12 protein-coding genes are annotated in these 14,836 nt (G+C 71.8%); 9 read left to right on the top strand and 3 right to left on the bottom strand.

Annotated features, from left to right (window positions below):
- Positions 1 to 109: 109 nt before the first annotated feature.
- The 9 genes from eis to ACA361_RS35455 all read left to right on the top strand — a co-directional run bounded on the left by eis (position 110) and on the right by ACA361_RS35455 (position 10,784).
- The gene (eis, locus tag ACA361_RS35495) at positions 110 to 1,258 is read left to right on the top strand and encodes an enhanced intracellular survival protein Eis (RefSeq protein ID WP_375019468.1); all 1,149 of its coding nucleotides are present in this window, start codon (positions 110 to 112) and stop codon (positions 1,256 to 1,258) included.
- A gap of 88 nt (positions 1,259 to 1,346) precedes the next feature.
- A complete protein-coding gene (ruvC, locus tag ACA361_RS35490; protein WP_375019466.1) occupies positions 1,347 to 1,871 on the top strand; it encodes a crossover junction endodeoxyribonuclease RuvC in 525 nt (174 codons plus the stop codon).
- Positions 1,868 to 2,470 (top strand): Holliday junction branch migration protein RuvA, encoded by a 603-nt coding sequence (gene ruvA / locus ACA361_RS35485; protein ID WP_375019464.1) that lies wholly within the window; start codon positions 1,868 to 1,870, stop codon positions 2,468 to 2,470. The genes ruvC and ruvA overlap by 4 nt, the downstream gene beginning before the upstream one ends.
- A 23-nt stretch (positions 2,471 to 2,493) precedes the next feature.
- Positions 2,494 to 3,558 (top strand): Holliday junction branch migration DNA helicase RuvB, encoded by a 1,065-nt coding sequence (gene ruvB, locus ACA361_RS35480; RefSeq protein ID WP_375019462.1) that lies wholly within the window; start codon positions 2,494 to 2,496, stop codon positions 3,556 to 3,558.
- Between the two features lie 192 nt (positions 3,559 to 3,750).
- On the top strand, positions 3,751 to 4,248 hold the full coding sequence (gene yajC / locus ACA361_RS35475) for a preprotein translocase subunit YajC (RefSeq protein WP_375019460.1): 498 nt from the start codon (positions 3,751 to 3,753) through the stop codon (positions 4,246 to 4,248).
- A 41-nt stretch (positions 4,249 to 4,289) separates the two neighbouring features.
- The gene (secD, locus tag ACA361_RS35470; protein ID WP_375019458.1) at positions 4,290 to 6,122 is read left to right on the top strand and encodes a protein translocase subunit SecD; all 1,833 of its coding nucleotides are present in this window, start codon (positions 4,290 to 4,292) and stop codon (positions 6,120 to 6,122) included.
- Complete coding sequence (gene secF, locus ACA361_RS35465; RefSeq protein WP_375019456.1) at positions 6,122 to 7,324, top strand: protein translocase subunit SecF; 1,203 nt, start codon at positions 6,122 to 6,124, stop codon at positions 7,322 to 7,324. The genes secD and secF overlap by 1 nt, the downstream gene beginning before the upstream one ends.
- 75 nt (positions 7,325 to 7,399) lie before the next feature.
- Positions 7,400 to 7,945, top strand: a complete 546-nt coding sequence (locus ACA361_RS35460; protein ID WP_375019454.1) for an adenine phosphoribosyltransferase — start codon at positions 7,400 to 7,402, stop codon at positions 7,943 to 7,945.
- A gap of 664 nt (positions 7,946 to 8,609) precedes the next feature.
- Positions 8,610 to 10,784, top strand: coding sequence for a RelA/SpoT family protein (locus ACA361_RS35455; RefSeq protein ID WP_375019568.1), 2,175 nt, complete (start codon positions 8,610 to 8,612; stop codon positions 10,782 to 10,784).
- Between the two features lie 63 nt (positions 10,785 to 10,847).
- Here the strand turns inward: ACA361_RS35455 and aspS are convergent, their stop codons facing one another.
- The 3 genes from aspS to ACA361_RS35440 are packed head-to-tail and all read right to left on the bottom strand — an operon-like array spanning position 10,848 to position 14,628.
- On the bottom strand, positions 10,848 to 12,623 hold the full coding sequence (aspS, locus tag ACA361_RS35450; RefSeq protein ID WP_375019453.1) for an aspartate--tRNA ligase: 1,776 nt from the start codon (positions 12,621 to 12,623) through the stop codon (positions 10,848 to 10,850).
- Positions 12,620 to 13,888 carry a histidine--tRNA ligase gene (gene hisS / locus ACA361_RS35445; protein WP_375019451.1) on the bottom strand — a complete coding sequence of 423 codons (1,269 nt, stop codon included), beginning with the start codon at positions 13,886 to 13,888 and terminating at the stop codon, positions 12,620 to 12,622. The genes aspS and hisS overlap by 4 nt, the downstream gene beginning before the upstream one ends.
- Before the next feature lie 11 nt (positions 13,889 to 13,899).
- Entirely contained in the window at positions 13,900 to 14,628 is a 729-nt protein-coding gene (locus tag ACA361_RS35440) for an MBL fold metallo-hydrolase (protein WP_375019449.1), read from the bottom strand.
- Positions 14,629 to 14,836: the final 208 nt, after the last annotated feature.

Raw genomic sequence — 14,836 nt, 5'->3', positions numbered from 1 at the left:
CGGACAGCCGGCCGACGCTCCAGAGCACCACAGCCGGCGCCCCGGCGGAAGCGTCCGGTGCGGGTTTCGGCGTTGCGCCGGTTCTCCGCGGGCCCGTACGGTCGGGATCATGGAGATCCGGGCGTTGGACGAGGGGCACTGGCCGGCCGTGCGCGACCTGCTGGAGCAGGCTTTCGGGCTGCGTACGGAGCCGCACTGGAAGAGCACCGCCGAGCGCGTGCGCCCGGCGACGGCGGCGGGGCGGCAGTTCGGGGCGTTCGACGGCGGCCGGCTGGTCGGCACGGCGCTGATCCACGACATGACGCAGTGGTGGTACGGCAGGCCCGTCCCCATGGGCGGGATCGGCGGGGTCGCCGTGGCACCGGACGCGCGGGGCCGCGGGATCGGGCGCGCGCTGATGACCGGGGTGCTGGAGGGGTGCGCCCGGTCCGGGTACGCGCTGTCGATGCTCTATCCGGCCACTAGTCCGCTGTACCGCTCCCTCGGCTGGGAGCACGCGGGGGCGCTGCACGGCGTCGCGCTGCCCGCCGAGGCGCTGCGGACGGTACGGGCCGAGCCCGTCGAGGTGCGGCGCGCCGGGCCGGACGACGCGGCCGAGGTCGTCCGGGTGATCGGGCGGGCGCACCGGGACGCGCGGCACTGCGGGCCCGTCGGCTGGGACGAGGAGCGCTGGCGAGGGACGCTCGCCGAGCCCGGCGACTACTTCTACCTCGCCGCCGACGGCTTCCTCCACTACCGGTGGGCCGAGGGGAACGGCTCGTTGCAGGTCAAGAAGCTGGTCGCGGGTTCCGAGCGGACGCTGCGGGGCCTCTGGGCCCTGGTCGGCTCCGGGTCGTCGACCGCCCGGACCGTGCACGCGGAGGTGGCCCCGCACGACCCGGTGTTCTGGCTGCTGCGGGAGCGCACGAGCGAGGAGGTCGGCCGGGAGCGCTGGATGCTCCGCGTGGTGGACGCGCCCAAGGCGATCAAGGGCAGGGGCTACCCGGCGGGAGTGACCGCCGACCTGCCGCTGGTCATCGACGACGCTGGCGTGGGGGCCAACGCGGGCGCGTGGCGCCTGGTCGTCAAGGACGGCGAAGGCCGGCTGGAACGGGCCGCCGAGGGCCCGGGCGCCGTGCGGCTGGGGGCCGGGGGACTGGCCGCCCTGTACGCGGGCGTCCCCGCCGCCACCCTGCGGGCCGCCGGGCTGCTGGACGGGGACGCGCCCGAGCTGGACGCGGTGTTCGCCGCCGACCCGTTCGCGCTCGACTTCTTCTGATCAATCCGACACGTGCGCGCGGGAGCGGCGGATGTCCGGCCGGTTCGATAGCGTGGCGCGTGCCGAACAGATGATCGAAGGAGCGCGCGTGCGGGTGATGGGGGTGGACCCCGGGCTCACCAGGTGCGGGGTCGGCGTGGTGGACGGCTCTCCGGGCAAGCCGCTGCGGCTCGTCCATGTGACCGTCGTGCGGACCAGCCCCGACGACGAGATCGCCGCCCGCCTGCTGGGCATCGAGACCGGCATCGAGGCGCTCATGGAGGAGTTCCGGCCCGACGCGGTGGCCGTGGAACGCGTGTTCTCGCAGCACAATGTGCGTACGGTGATGGGCACCGCGCAGGCCGCGGGGGTGGCGATGCTGATCGCCGCGCGGCGCGGGCTGCCGGTGGCGATGCACACGCCCAGCGAGGCCAAGGCGGCCGTGACCGGGAACGGGCGCGCAGACAAGGCGCAGGTGACGAAGATGGTGACCCGGCTGCTGCGGCTGGACGCGGCGCCGAAGCCGGCGGACGCGGCCGACGCGCTGGCGCTGGCGATCTGCCACGTGTGGCGGGGCGGCGCGCAGGCCCGGATCGCCGCGGCGCGGACGAGGAGCAGGGGAGTGAGGCTGTGATCGCCTTCGTCAGCGGCCGGGTGGCCGCCGCGGGGCCCGACGGCGCGGTGATCGACGTGCACGGGGTCGGGATGGCGGTGCAGTGCACCCCGGCCACGCTCGCCGGGCTGAGGGTGGGCGAGGAGGCGCGCGTCCCGACGTCCCTGGTCGTCCGGGAGGACTCCCTCACCCTGTTCGGGTTCGCCGACGACGACGAGCGGCAGGTGTTCGAGCTGCTCCAGACCGCCAGCGGCGTCGGGCCCCGGCTCGCGCTGGCGATGCTGGCCGTCCACACGCCCAACGCGCTGCGCGCGGCGGTGGCGGCCGAGGACCTCAACGCGCTGACCAAGGTGCCGGGGATCGGAAAGAAGGGCGCGCAGCGGATCGTCCTGGAGCTGAAGGACCGCCTCGGCGGCCCGGCCGGCGGCGGCGCCGACGTGCGGGCGCCCGTCAAGGCCGAGGCGTGGCGCGACCAGGTCCAGATGGGCCTGATCAACCTGGGCTGGACGGCCAGGGACGCGGACGCGGCCGTCGACGCCGTCGCCGCCGACCTCGACGGCGGCGACCCGCCGCCGGTGGCCGCCCTGCTCAAGTCCGCCCTCAAGAAGCTGAGCAAGTAGTGGATGCGAGCGGAGGCGAGGCGATGAGCGCTGACGAGAGGCTCGTTTCCGCGGATGCCGACGGGCCCGAGGAGTCGGTGATCGAGGCCGCGCTGCGGCCCAAGAAGCTGGACGACTTCATCGGGCAGGAGCGGGTGCGCGAGCAGCTCTCGCTGGTGCTGCACAGCGCGCTGCGGCGCGGCCGCACGCCCGACCACGTGCTGCTGTCGGGCGGGCCGGGGCTGGGCAAGACGACCCTCGCCATGATCATCGCGGCCGAGCTGGGGCAGCCGCTGCGGATCTCGTCCGGGCCGGCGATCGAGCGGGCCGGGGACCTGGCGGCGGTGCTGTCCACGCTGGCCGAGGGCGAGGTCCTCTTCCTGGACGAGATCCACCGGATGGCGCGGCCCGCCGAAGAGATGCTGTACATGGCCATGGAGGACTTCCGCGTCGACGTGGTCGTCGGCAAGGGGCCGGGGGCGACCGCGATCCCGCTGGACATCGCGCCGTTCACGCTGGTGGGGGCCACCACGCGGGCGGGGATGCTGCCGGGGCCGCTGCGCGACCGGTTCGGGTTCGTGGCGCACATGGACTTCTACGAGCCCGCCGAGCTGGAGGTGATCGTCAAGCGGTCCGCGCGGCTGCTGGACGTGGAGATCACCGACGCCGGCGCGGCCGAGGTCGCCGGGCGGTCCCGCGGCACGCCGCGGATCGCGAACCGGCTGCTGCGCCGGGTCCGCGACTTCGCCGAGGTGCGTTCGGACGGGACCGTCGATCATGAGCTGGCGCGGGCGGCGCTGAGCCTGTACGAGGTGGACGAGCGGGGCCTGGACCGGCTGGACCGGGCCGTGCTGGGGTCGCTGATGCGCAAGTTCGGCGGGGGGCCGGTCGGGCTGTCCACGCTGGCGGTGTCGGTGGGGGAGGAGCCCGAGACCGTCGAGGTCGTGGCCGAGCCCTTCCTGGTCAGGCAGGGTCTGCTGGCCCGCACGCCGCGCGGCCGGATCGCGACGCCGGCGGCGTGGGCGCACCTGGGGCTCACCCCGCCCGCGTCGGCTCCCATGGCCGGTACGCTGTTCGAACTGGACGACGACGCCGATCAGCCCGAATAGTGATCACGAACTGACGTGCGACCCGTAACGGCTTGGGAACTTCGATAGGTTCCCGATCGTCACGTCGTTGCCGGTGTCTGGCGTACTCTCTAGACTCCGGGACCTGGTCACCCGCGCCCGGCCGGCCGCACTACCGGACACCGCCTTTGAGGCGACAGGCTGGGCAAACCACATCGGAAGGACGCCCCAGTGATGGGCAGCGACATGATTATTGCGGCACAGCAGGGCGGCAGCGGAGCGTTCAACCTCCTGCTTCTGCTGGCCGTTCCCCTGGTCTTCTACTTCCTGCTGATCCGCCCGCAGAGCAAGCGGCGCAAGGAACAGATGCAGATGCAGAGCAACCTGGTCCCCGGCGCGCGGATCATGACGACCAGCGGGATGTACGCCAACGTGGTCTCCGTCGACGACGACGGCCTCGTGCTGGAGATCGCCCCGGGCGTGGAGGCGCGGTTCGTCAAGGCGGCCGTGATGCAGGTCGTGGACGGTGAGAAGGCGGCCGACGAGGTCGACCTCACCGACGACGAGGACGACGAGGACCTCACCGAGGACGAGGCCCCGGCCAAGGCCGACCTCACCAAGTCCGACGCGAAGGCCGACGCGAAGGCCGAGAAGGTCGAGAAGGCGGACGACGACGAGGAGTCGGCGGGCGCCACCGCGGTCGGCAAGGGGTCGAAGAAGTCCTCGGACTGATCCGGCCCCTCAACCATTGACGACGGGAAGTTAATCGACCAGTGGCTCCGCCTCGCAGCAACGTTCCCAAACCAGGGCGCACGCTCCTCGCGCTGTTCGTGGTCATGGCGGCACTCACGGGGGTGATGTTCCTGCAGGGCCAGCCCACCCCCAAGCTGGGGCTGGACCTGGCCGGCGGGACCACGGTCACGCTCACCGCCAAGACGGCCGGCGGGCGGACGCCGCCGGCGACCCAGATGGACCAGGCCGTGAAGATCATGACCCAGCGGGTCAACGGCCTGGGCGTCTCGGACGCCGAGGTGGCCAAGCAGGGCAGCAGCAACATCGTGGTCAACGTGCCGGGCGAGGGGCAGGACCGGGTGGTCCAGCTCATCGGCACCACCGCGAAGCTGCAGTTCCGGCAGGTGTACGCGGTGGCCGACGGCAAGCCGGCCGGTGCCGCCTCGCCCAGCCCGTCCGCCACGCCCACCGCCAAGGGCGACAAGGACAAGGGCGACAAGGGCAAGGAAGAGGGCAAGACGCCCTCGCCGTCTCCCAGCGCGTCGACGACGCCGCGCGGCCGGGCCCTGTCGGAGGCGCTCGCCGCCGCGCCCACGCCCACCCCGTCCGCCTCCGGCTCCGGTGACCCGCCGTCGCCCAAGCCGTCCGCGACGCCGTCGGGCCTGCCGTCGGGGCTGCCCACGGACCCGACCTCCCCCGACGCCGCGGGAGCCGACTACTCGGGCATCGATGACAAGGAGGTCATCAAGCAGTTCGAGGCGCTCAACTGCTACGTGCCCGACAAGCGCGTGCCGGGGTCGAACGACGCCAACCGCAAGTGGGTGACGGCGTGCGACCAGAAGGAGGAGAACGGCCAGGTCGCCAAGTACATCCTGGGCCCGGTACGGGTCCTGGGCGAGCAGGTCTCCGACGCCAGCGCGATGCCGCCGGACGCGACCCAGGGGCAGAGCAGCTGGTGGGTCAGCATGAAGTTCAAGTCCCAGGGCGGCAAGCAGTTCGGCGCGGTCACCACCGACGCCTACCAGGCGTACCAGCAGAACCCGGGCTCCCCGCGCTCGCAGGTCGCGATCGTGCTGGACGGCCAGGTCGTGTCGGCGCCGAGCATCAGCCGCGGCGCGATCACCGGCGGCACCGCCCAGATCGACGGGCCGCCGGAGAGCTTCACCCAGGCCTACGCCACCGACCTGGCCAACGTGCTGAAGTACGGCGCGCTGCCGCTGGAGTTCACGCAGAGCTCGATCGACGAGGTGTCCTCCACGCTGGGGTCCGACCAGCTGCGCGGCGGCATGATCGCCGGAGCGATCGGGCTGGTGCTGGTGGTGCTCTACTGCCTGCTGTACTACCGGGGCCTCGGGCTGGTGGCGGTGTCCAGCCTGCTGGTGGCGTCCGGGATCACCTACGTGTCGGTGGTGATCCTGGGCGAGAACATGGGGTTCCGGCTCTCGCTGCCGCACATCATCGGCCTGATCGTCTCGATCGGCATCACGGCCGACTCGTTCATCGTCTACTTCGAGCGGCTGCGTGACGAGCTGCGCGCGGGCCGGACGCTGCGGCCCTCGATCGAGGTGGCGTGGAAGCGGGCGCGGCGCACGATCCTGGTCGCCGACGCGGTGACGTTCATGGCCGCGCTGGTGCTGTACTTCCTCGCCGTCGGCGGGGTCCGGGGCTTCGCGTTCGCGATGGGCCTGACGACGCTGATCGACGTGGTCGTGGTGTTCTTCTTCACCAAGCCGCTGGTCGGGCTGCTGTCGCGGACGAGGTTCTTCGGCAGGGGCCATCCCCTGTCCGGCCTCGATCCGAAGCGCCTGCACAAGGTGGCGAGCGGGACCGCCGCCGCCGTCCGCCCGAAGAGCCCGAAGAGCCAGGAGGCCTGATGCTGGGGTTGCGCGCGGTCCTATCGCGGGTCTACCGGGGCGAGATCAGCGCCGACATCGTCGGCCGGCCCAGGCTCTGGTACTCCATCTCGGGCCTGCTGCTGGTGTTCTCGATCGCCGGCCTGGTCGTCCAGGGGCTGAACATGGGCGTCGAGTTCAAGGGCGGCTCGGTCTTCACCTTCAGCGCCCCGAGCGCCTCGATCGAGCAGGTGCGCGGTGCCGTCACGGGCGGCGGGGCGCACCAGGCGATCGTCCAGCAGGCCGGCGACGGCTGGCGGGTGACCACCGAGAGCCTGAGTTCGGCGAAGGTGACCGAGGTCAAGGACAACGTCGCCGAGGAGCTGAACGTCCCGGCCCAGAAGGTCAGCACCCAGGTGGTGGGGGCCTCGTGGGGCGGTGAGGTCTCCGCGAAGGCGTGGCAGGCGCTGATCGTCTTCATGATCTTGATCATCGCCTATCTGTCGGTGGCGTTCGAGTGGCGGATGGCGCTGGCGGCGGTGGTCGCCCTGGTGCACGACCTTGTGATCACGGCCGGCATCTACGCCTGGTCGGGCTTCGAGGTCACGCCCGCGACCCTGCTCGGCTTCCTGACGATCCTCGGGTACTCGCTGTACGACGCCGTCGTGGTGTTCGACATGATCAAGGAGGTCACCAAACCGCTCGGCCCGACCTCCAAGATCACCTACAGCCAGGCGGCCAACCAGGCGCTCAGCAGCACCCTGGTGCGCTCGCTGAACACCTCGCTGGTGGCGATCCTGCCGGTCGCGGCCATCCTGTTCATCGGCACCACGCTGTTCGGCGCGGGTACGCTGAAGGACCTGTCGCTGGCCCTGTTCGTCGGCATGATCGTCGGTACGTACTCCTCGATCTGCGTGGCCACGCCGCTGCTGGTCCAGCTCAAGGAGCGCGAGCCGAAGTACCGCGAGCTGCGGGCCAACATCGAGCGCCGCCGGAACAGCGCCAAGCGGCAGGCCAAGGCCGCCAAGGCGATGGTCCCCGCGGGGGAGGGCGACCCGGCGCCCGGCGACGGCCCCTTCGACGGCGGGGTCGCCAAGGGCGGCGATCCGGACGACTCCCCGGAGGGCTCGGCCGAGGACGCCGCGGACGACGTCCGCGCCACGGTGACCGTGCGCAAGGTCGTCCAGACCGGGCCGCGGCAGCAGCCCAAGCGGGGCACCCGGCAGCAGCGCCGGGGCAGATAGCCGGAACACCGGACAGGCGGAACGTACGACGCCGGCCGTGCCCACCCCCATCCCGGGCGTGGGCACGGCCGACGCATGACCAGGGAGAGAACGCACGTGGACCTCGACAAGCTGATCCAGGACCGGATCCGCGACGTGGCCGACTACCCCAAGCCCGGGGTCGTCTTCAAGGACATCACCCCGCTGCTGGCCGACCACGTGGCCTTCGCCGGGGTGGTCGACTCGATCGTCAACCACCACGGCCGGGGCACCGTGGACAAGATCGTCGGGATCGAGGCGCGCGGCTTCATCCTGGCCGCCCCGGTCGCCTACCACTTCGGCGCCGGGTTCGTTCCGGTGCGGAAAAAGGGAAAGCTCCCGTCGCGGGCGTACGAGGAGACCTATGATCTCGAGTACGGGACCGAGACCATCGAGATGCACGTGGACGCCTTCGGTCCCGGCGAGCGGGTGCTGATCGTCGACGATGTCCTGGCCACGGGCGGCACCGCCAGGGCCGCGGCCGAGCTGGTCCGCCGGGCCGGCGGCGAGGTCGTGGGGATCTCGGTGCTGATGGAGCTGTCGTTCCTACACGGGCGCGACCGCCTGGGGAATCTGGACGTCCATTCCCTGGTTACGGTCTAGTACGAAATAGGTGCCGATAGACTGGCGGCATCGGGTCCGGTGGGGAAACGGGCGCATCCCGCGGGTCGAGGAGGGTATGGCGTCCCGAGTTTGAGGAGGCTGGGTGCCCGGTGAGGTGGTATCGACCGACGCGGTGACCGACACCGCGAAAGGCCAGGCGACGGAGCCCGAGGCCGAACGGGAGTCCCGTACGGCCGGGGCCAGGGCGGCGGAGCGCGCCACCGCGCCGCCCCCGCCCCCCGCGCGCGAACCCGAGACCCCCTTGTCCCGGACCTCCGCGCCCCAGACTCCAGCGCCCGAGACCTCCGCGCCCGAAAGCACCGCGTCCCAGAGCAGCGCGTCCGAGAGCCTCGTGCCCGAGAGCACCGTGCCCGAGGCCGCCGGACCGGAGAAACCCGCGCTGGCCGAGCCCGGATCCAAGCCCGAGCCCGAGCCCGAGCGCCCGGACCGCATCGAGACCGCCGCGGAGGCGCGGCCGGCACGGCCCGGGGACGGGCGGCCGGCGAAGGCCGGGCCCGCCGGCGAGCGCCCTTCTAAAAGTGGACACACCGCTAAGAGTGGACACAGCGCCAAAAGTGGCCCTGCCGCACCGCCCACGATCCCGCCGTCCGCCGCACGGGTGCGCCGCAGGCTCGCCCGGCTCGGCGCACAGCGCGGCCCCACTATGAACCCCGTACTCGAACCCCTGAACAAGACGGTCCGCAACACGCATCCCAAGGCGGACCTGCGGCTGATCGAGCGCGCCTACGACGTCGCCGCCCACTACCACCGCGACCAGAAGCGCAAGAGCGGCGACCCGTACATCACGCATCCGCTCGCGGTGTCGGCCATCCTCGCCGAGCTCGGCATGAACACCGAGACGATCTGCGCGGCGCTGCTGCACGACACCGTCGAGGACACCCCGTACACGCTCGACGAGCTGCGCGGCGACTTCGGCGACGAGATCGCCGCCCTGGTCGACGGGGTGACCAAGCTCGACAAGGTCAAGTACGGCGACGCGGCCGAGGCGGAGACCGTCCGCAAGATGGTCGTGGCGATGTCCCGCGACATCCGGGTGCTGGTGATCAAGCTCGCCGACCGGCTGCACAACATGCGCACGCTGCGCTACATGCCGCGGCACAAGCAGGAGAAGAAGGCCCGCGAGACGCTGGAGGTCTTCGCCCCGCTGGCGCACCGGCTGGGCATGAACACGCTGAAGTGGGAGCTGGAGGACCTGTCGTTCGCCACGCTCTACCCCAAGCGGTTCGACGAGATCGCCCGGCTGGTGGCCGAGCGGGCGCCGCGGCGGGACGACTTTCTGCAGGACGTGATCGAGAACGTGTCGACCGACCTGCGCGAGGCCAAGATCAAGGCCAGCGTGACCGGGCGGCCGAAGCACTACTACTCGATCTACCAGAAGATGATCGCCCGGGACGTCAGCTTCGACGACATCTACGATCTGGTGGGCATCCGGGTCCTGGTCGACAGCGTCCGCGACTGCTATGCCGCCCTCGGCTCGATCCACGCGCGATGGAACCCGGTCCCCGGCCGGTTCAAGGACTACATCGCGATGCCCAAGTTCAACATGTACCAGTCGCTGCACACGACCGTGATCGGCCCGGAGGGCAAGCCGGTCGAGCTGCAGATCCGCACCTGGGGCATGCACCGGCGGGCCGAGTACGGCGTCGCGGCCCACTGGAAGTACAAGGAGGAGACCGTCGGCGGCCGCAAGGCCGGCGACATGCAGTGGCTGCGGCAGCTGCTGGACTGGCAGAAGGAGACCGCCGACCCGGCCGAGTTCCTGGAGTCGCTGCGGTTCGACCTGTCGGTCTCCGAGGTCTTCGTCTTCACCCCCAAGGGCGACGTGATCGCCCTCCCGCAGGGGGCGACGCCGGTCGACTTCGCGTACGCGATCCACACCGAGGTCGGGCACCGCTGCATCGGCGCCCGGGTGAACGGGCGGCTCGTCCCGCTGGAGTCCACGCTCGACAACGGCGACGCCGTCGAGGTGTTCACGTCCAAGTCGCAGGACGCCGGGCCGAGCCGCGACTGGCTCAACTTCGTCAAGAGCGCCCGCGCCCGCAACAAGATCAAGCACTGGTTCTCCAAGGAGCGCCGGGACACCGCGATCGAGTCCGGCAAGGACTCCATCGCCCGCGCGATGCGCAAGCAGAACATGCCGCTCCAGCGGATGATGTCGGGGGAGGCGCTGCTGGCGCTGGCCCGCGACATGCGCTACCCGGACGTCTCGTCGCTGTACGCGGCGGTCGGCGAGGGCCACGTCTCCGCCCAGCACGTCGTGCAGCGGCTGGTGGAGGCCCTCGGCGGGGTCGAGAGCGCCGAGGAGGACCTGGCCGAGATCGCGCTGCCGACCAAGCGCAAGCGCACCCGGACGACCGGCGACCCGGGCGTGGTCGTGGCGGGCGACCCGGACGTGTGGGTGCGGCTGTCGCGATGTTGCACGCCGGTCCCGGGCGACGACATCGTCGGGTTCGTCACGCGCGGGCACGGGGTCTCGGTGCACCGCGCCGACTGCGCCAACGTGGCGAGCCTGAAGACGCAGCCCGACCGGCTCATCGACGTCAAGTGGTCGCCGGGGGAGGACTCGGTCTTCCTGGTGGCGATCCAGGTCGAGGCGCTCGACCGGCCCCGGCTGCTGTCGGACGTGACCCGCGTGCTGTCCGACCAGCACGTCAACATCCTGTCCGCGTCGGTCACCACGACCCGCGACCGGGTGGCCGTCAGCCGCTTCACCTTCGAGATGGGCGACCCGAAGCATCTCGGGCACGTCCTGAAGGCCGTGCGCTCCATCGACGGCGTCTACGACGTCTACCGCGTCACCAGCGGCACCGGCCGCTGACGCCCCGTACCGGCGGAAAAGGGCCGGTCCCCGAGGGGGCCGGCCCTTTCGCGCACGCGATGGTCACTCCTGCGGAGCGGCGTCCTCCGCGGGCTTCTTCCGCTCCGGCTTCACGTCGACCCCGGCCTCCTTGCGCTGCTGCGGGGTGATCGGCGTCGGCGCGGCCGTCAGCGGGTCGTACCCGGACGCGGCCTTCGGGAAGGCGATCACGTCCCGGATCGAGTCCTGGCCGGCCAGCAGCATGATCATGCGGTCCCAGCCGAACGCGATGCCGCCGTGCGGGGGCGGGCCGAACTTGAACGCCTCCAGCAGGAAGCCGAACTTGGACTCGGCCTCCTCCTTCGACAGCCCGAGCACGTCGAACACCCGCTGCTGCATCTCGGCGCGGTGGATACGGATCGAGCCGCCGCCGATCTCGTTGCCGTTGCAGACGATGTCGTAGGCGTTCGCGAGGGCCTCGCCCGGCCGGTCCTGGAAGTCGTCGGCGTACTCGGGCTTGGGCGCGGTGAACGGGTGGTGCACCGACGTCCAGCCGACCTGCTCGCCCTTGTCGTTCTCGGCGGGCTCGAAGACCGGGGCGTCGACGACCCAGCAGAACGCCCAGGCCGACTCGTCGATCAGCCCGCACCGGCGGCCGATCTCCAGCCGGGCGGCGCCGAGCAGCTCGCGGGTGGAGTGCGGCTTCCCGGCCCCGAAGAAGATCGCGTCGCCGGGGGCGGCGCCGACCCGGGCGGCCAGCCCGGCCTTCTCCTCGTCGGACAGGTTCTTGGCGACCGGGCCGCCGAGCGTGCCGTCCTCCTGGACGAGCACGTACGCCAGGCCCTTGGCGCCGCGCGCCTTGGCCCAGTCCTGCCAGGCGTCCAGCTCCTTGCGGGTCTGGGATCCGCCGCCCGGCATGACGACGGCGCCCACGTACGGGGCCTGGAACACGCGGAACGAGGTGCCGGCGAAGTACTCCGTCATCTCGGTCAGCTCGTTCCCGAACCGCAGGTCGGGCTTGTCGGAGCCGTAGCGGGCCATGGCGTCGGCGTAGGTGATGTGGGGGATCTCCGGGATCTCGTACCCGGCGATCTCCTTCCACAGCCGCCGCACCAGGTCCTCGGCCACCCGCAGCACGTCGTCCTGCTCGGCGAACGACATCTCGACGTCGATCTGGGTGAACTCCGGCTGCCGGTCGGCGCGGAAGTCCTCGTCCCGGTAGCAGCGGGCGATCTGGTAGTAGCGCTCCAGGCCGCCCACCATGAGCAGCTGCTTGAACAGCTGCGGGGACTGCGGCAGCGCGTACCAGTGGCCGGGCTTGAGCCGTACGGGCACCAGGAAGTCGCGGGCGCCCTCGGGGGTGGACCGGGTCAGCGTCGGCGTCTCGACGTTGACGAAGCCGTGCTCGCGCATGACCTCGTGCACGAGGAACGACGCCTCGGACCGCACCCGCAGGGCGCGGGCGACGGCGTCGCGGCGGATGTCGAGGTACCGGTACTTGAGCCGGACCTCCTCGTTGACGTTGACGTCGCCCTCGATCGGGAACGGCAGCGGCGCGGCCTCGCTCAGCACCTGGATGTCGGTGGCCGCGACCTCGATGTCGCCGGTGGGCAGCTCGGGGTTCTCGTTCCCCTCGGGCCGGACCCGCACCTCACCGGTGATCTTGACGCAGAACTCGCCGCGCAGGTCGTGCGCGGTGTCCTCCTCCCGGAACACCACCTGCGCGGTGCCGGAGGCGTCGCGCAGGTCGATGAACGTGACGCCGCCGTGGTCGCGGCGGCGCCCCACCCAGCCGGCCAGCGTGACCTGCCGGCCGGCGTGCTCCTTGCGGAGCGTCCCCGCCTCGTGCGAGCGGATCATCTCGAAAGCCTTTCCTTCAACGTGGTAACGATCTCGGGGAGCGGCACGGCGGCCTGGTCGCCGCCTTCCAGGTCCTTCACCTGCGCGGACCCGGCGGCGATATCTCGCTCACCGAGGATCACCGCGTACCGGGCCCCGGACCGGTCGGCGTCCTTCATGGCGCCCTTCAGCTTCTTGCCCTCGTAGGCCATGTCGGCCGCGATCCCGGCCCGGCGCAGCTCGTTGACCAGCGCGAAGACCTTCCGCTCGGCGGTCTCGCCGAGCGCGACCCCGAACACCTCGCAGCGCGGCGGGGCGGCGAACTCGGCGCCCTCGGCCTCCAGCGCCAGGATCGTCCGGTCCAGGCCCAGCCCGAACCCGATGCCCGGCAGCCGGGGGCCGCCGATGTCCTCCGAGAGCCCGTCGTAGCGGCCGCCGCCGCCGATGCCGGACTGCGAGCCCAGCAGCGGGTGGTCGAACTCGTACGTCGTGCGGGTGTAGTAGTCCAGGCCGCGGACCAGCCGGGGCGTGTCCTCCCAGGCGATGCCGAGGTCGGCCAGCAGCTCCCGGACCCGGTCGTGGTGGGCCTTGCAGTCGCCGCACAGGTGGTCGGCCATCAGCGGGGCGCCGTCGAGCTGCGCGACCACATCCGGACGCTTGTCGTCCAGCACCCGCAGCGGATTGATCTCGATCCGCGCCCGGGTGGCCTCGTCCAGGTCGAGGCCGCGCAGGAACTCCTGGAGGCGGGCGCGGTACGCGGGCCGGCACTCGGCGCAGCCCAGCGAGTTCAGCAGCAGCCGCACCTGGGTGAGACCGAGCGAGCGGTACCAGTTCGCCGCGATCGCGATCGTCTCGGCGTCGACCTGCGGGTCCTCGCTGCCGATCGCCTCCAGGTCGAGCTGGTAGAACTGCCGGTAGCGGCCCTGCTGGGGCCGCTCGGCGCGGAACGCCGGGCCGGTCGTCCAGACCTTGACCGGCAGCGCGCCCTGCTTGTGCAGGCCGTTCTCCAGCACCGCGCGCAGCACCGTGGCGGTGAACTCGGGACGCAGCGTCAGCGACCGGCCGCCGCGGTCCTCGAAGGTGTACATCTCCTTGCTGACGACGTCGGTGGACTCGCCGACGCCGCGCTTGAAGAGGTTGGTGTCCTCGAAGACGGCCAGCTCCAGATAGCCGTACCCGGCCAGCCGGGCCTGCTCGGCGAACGCCTGGCGGATCGCCGAGAACAGGTCCGCGCGCGGCGGAACGTATTCCTTGACCCCCTTGGGGGCCTGAAAGCTCGAACTCATGATCTCTCTGCTCAGAATCCCTTGTCAGGACCGGGGCGCGCAGCCTTCCGGGGGGACGGCCCCCCGATTCCCCCCGCAAGGTCGGCAAGGAACGGATTGGTGGCGCGCTCGCGGCCGATCGTGGTCTGCGGGCCGTGGCCGGGCAGGACGGCCGTCGCGTCGGGCATGCCCAGGCACACCCGCGACAGGCTGGCGAGGATCTCCTCGTACGATCCGCCCGGCAGGTCGGTGCGGCCGATCGACCCCGCGAACAGCAGGTCCCCGGTGAACATCACGTCCGGGACCTCCCCCGCCGGCGGCGTGCGGAACGTCACCGACCCCTTGGTATGGCCCGGGGCGTGGTCGACGGTGAACTCCAGGCCGGCCAGCTCCAGCGCGGCGCCGTCCGCGAGCTCCTTGACGTCGTCCGGCTCGCTCAGCGTCAGCCCGCCGAACAGCTGCTGGCCCGGCTGGAGGGACAGGCCCTTGGCCGGATCGGTGAGCAGGTCGCGGTCGTCGGGGTGGATGTAGGCCGGGACGTCCTTGGCGCCGCAGACCGGCGCGACCGACCACACGTGGTCGATGTGGCCGTGGGTGAGCAGCACCGCGACCGGCTTGAGCCGGTGCTCGCGCAGGATCTCGTCGATCCCGGCCTCGGCGTCCTGGCCCGGATCGATGATCACGCATTCCTCGCCCGCCGCGGGCGCCACGACGTAGCAGTTGGCGGCGAACGATCCGGCTGGGAACCCGGCGACGAGCACGGTCGTCCTTCCTTCAGGCCCTGTGGGGCCGATTGCGGTCCTCGCGCCGCGGCCGGGCCACACCCGGCCACCCGCGCGGTGGCTTCCGAGCGTACCGGCGCGGCCATGGCCACCGCGAACGAGATCGGCCGATCGCCGTGTCGGCGCGGGGGGGGGCCCCGGCGGCCGCCCCCCCCCCGCGGCCGCGCGTGGCGGGCGCCCGCCGGCC

The organism is Actinomadura sp. 21ATH, assembly GCF_041951345.1.
Taxonomy (GTDB): Bacteria; Actinomycetota; Actinomycetes; order Streptosporangiales; family Streptosporangiaceae; genus Spirillospora.
Note: the sequence above shows the minus strand (reverse complement) of the source record. Positions and strands in the feature narration are given on the sequence as shown.

Bases quoted from the DNA above. Each gene is read 5' to 3' on its own strand.
- eis (WP_375019468.1), top strand. From the start codon at position 110: ATGGAGATCCGGGCGTTGGACGAGGGGCACTGGCCGGCCGTGCGCGAC.
- ruvB (WP_375019462.1), top strand. From the start codon at position 2,494: ATGAGCGCTGACGAGAGGCTCGTTTCCGCGGATGCCGACGGGCCCGAG.
- yajC (WP_375019460.1), top strand. From the start codon at position 3,751: ATGGGCAGCGACATGATTATTGCGGCACAGCAGGGCGGCAGCGGAGCG.
- secF (WP_375019456.1), top strand. From the start codon at position 6,122: ATGCTGGGGTTGCGCGCGGTCCTATCGCGGGTCTACCGGGGCGAGATC.
- ACA361_RS35460 (WP_375019454.1), top strand. From the start codon at position 7,400: ATGACCAGGGAGAGAACGCACGTGGACCTCGACAAGCTGATCCAGGAC.
- ACA361_RS35455 (WP_375019568.1), top strand. From the start codon at position 8,610: ATGAACCCCGTACTCGAACCCCTGAACAAGACGGTCCGCAACACGCAT.
- aspS (WP_375019453.1), bottom strand. From the start codon at position 12,623: ATGATCCGCTCGCACGAGGCGGGGACGCTCCGCAAGGAGCACGCCGGC.
- hisS (WP_375019451.1), bottom strand. From the start codon at position 13,888: ATGAGTTCGAGCTTTCAGGCCCCCAAGGGGGTCAAGGAATACGTTCCG.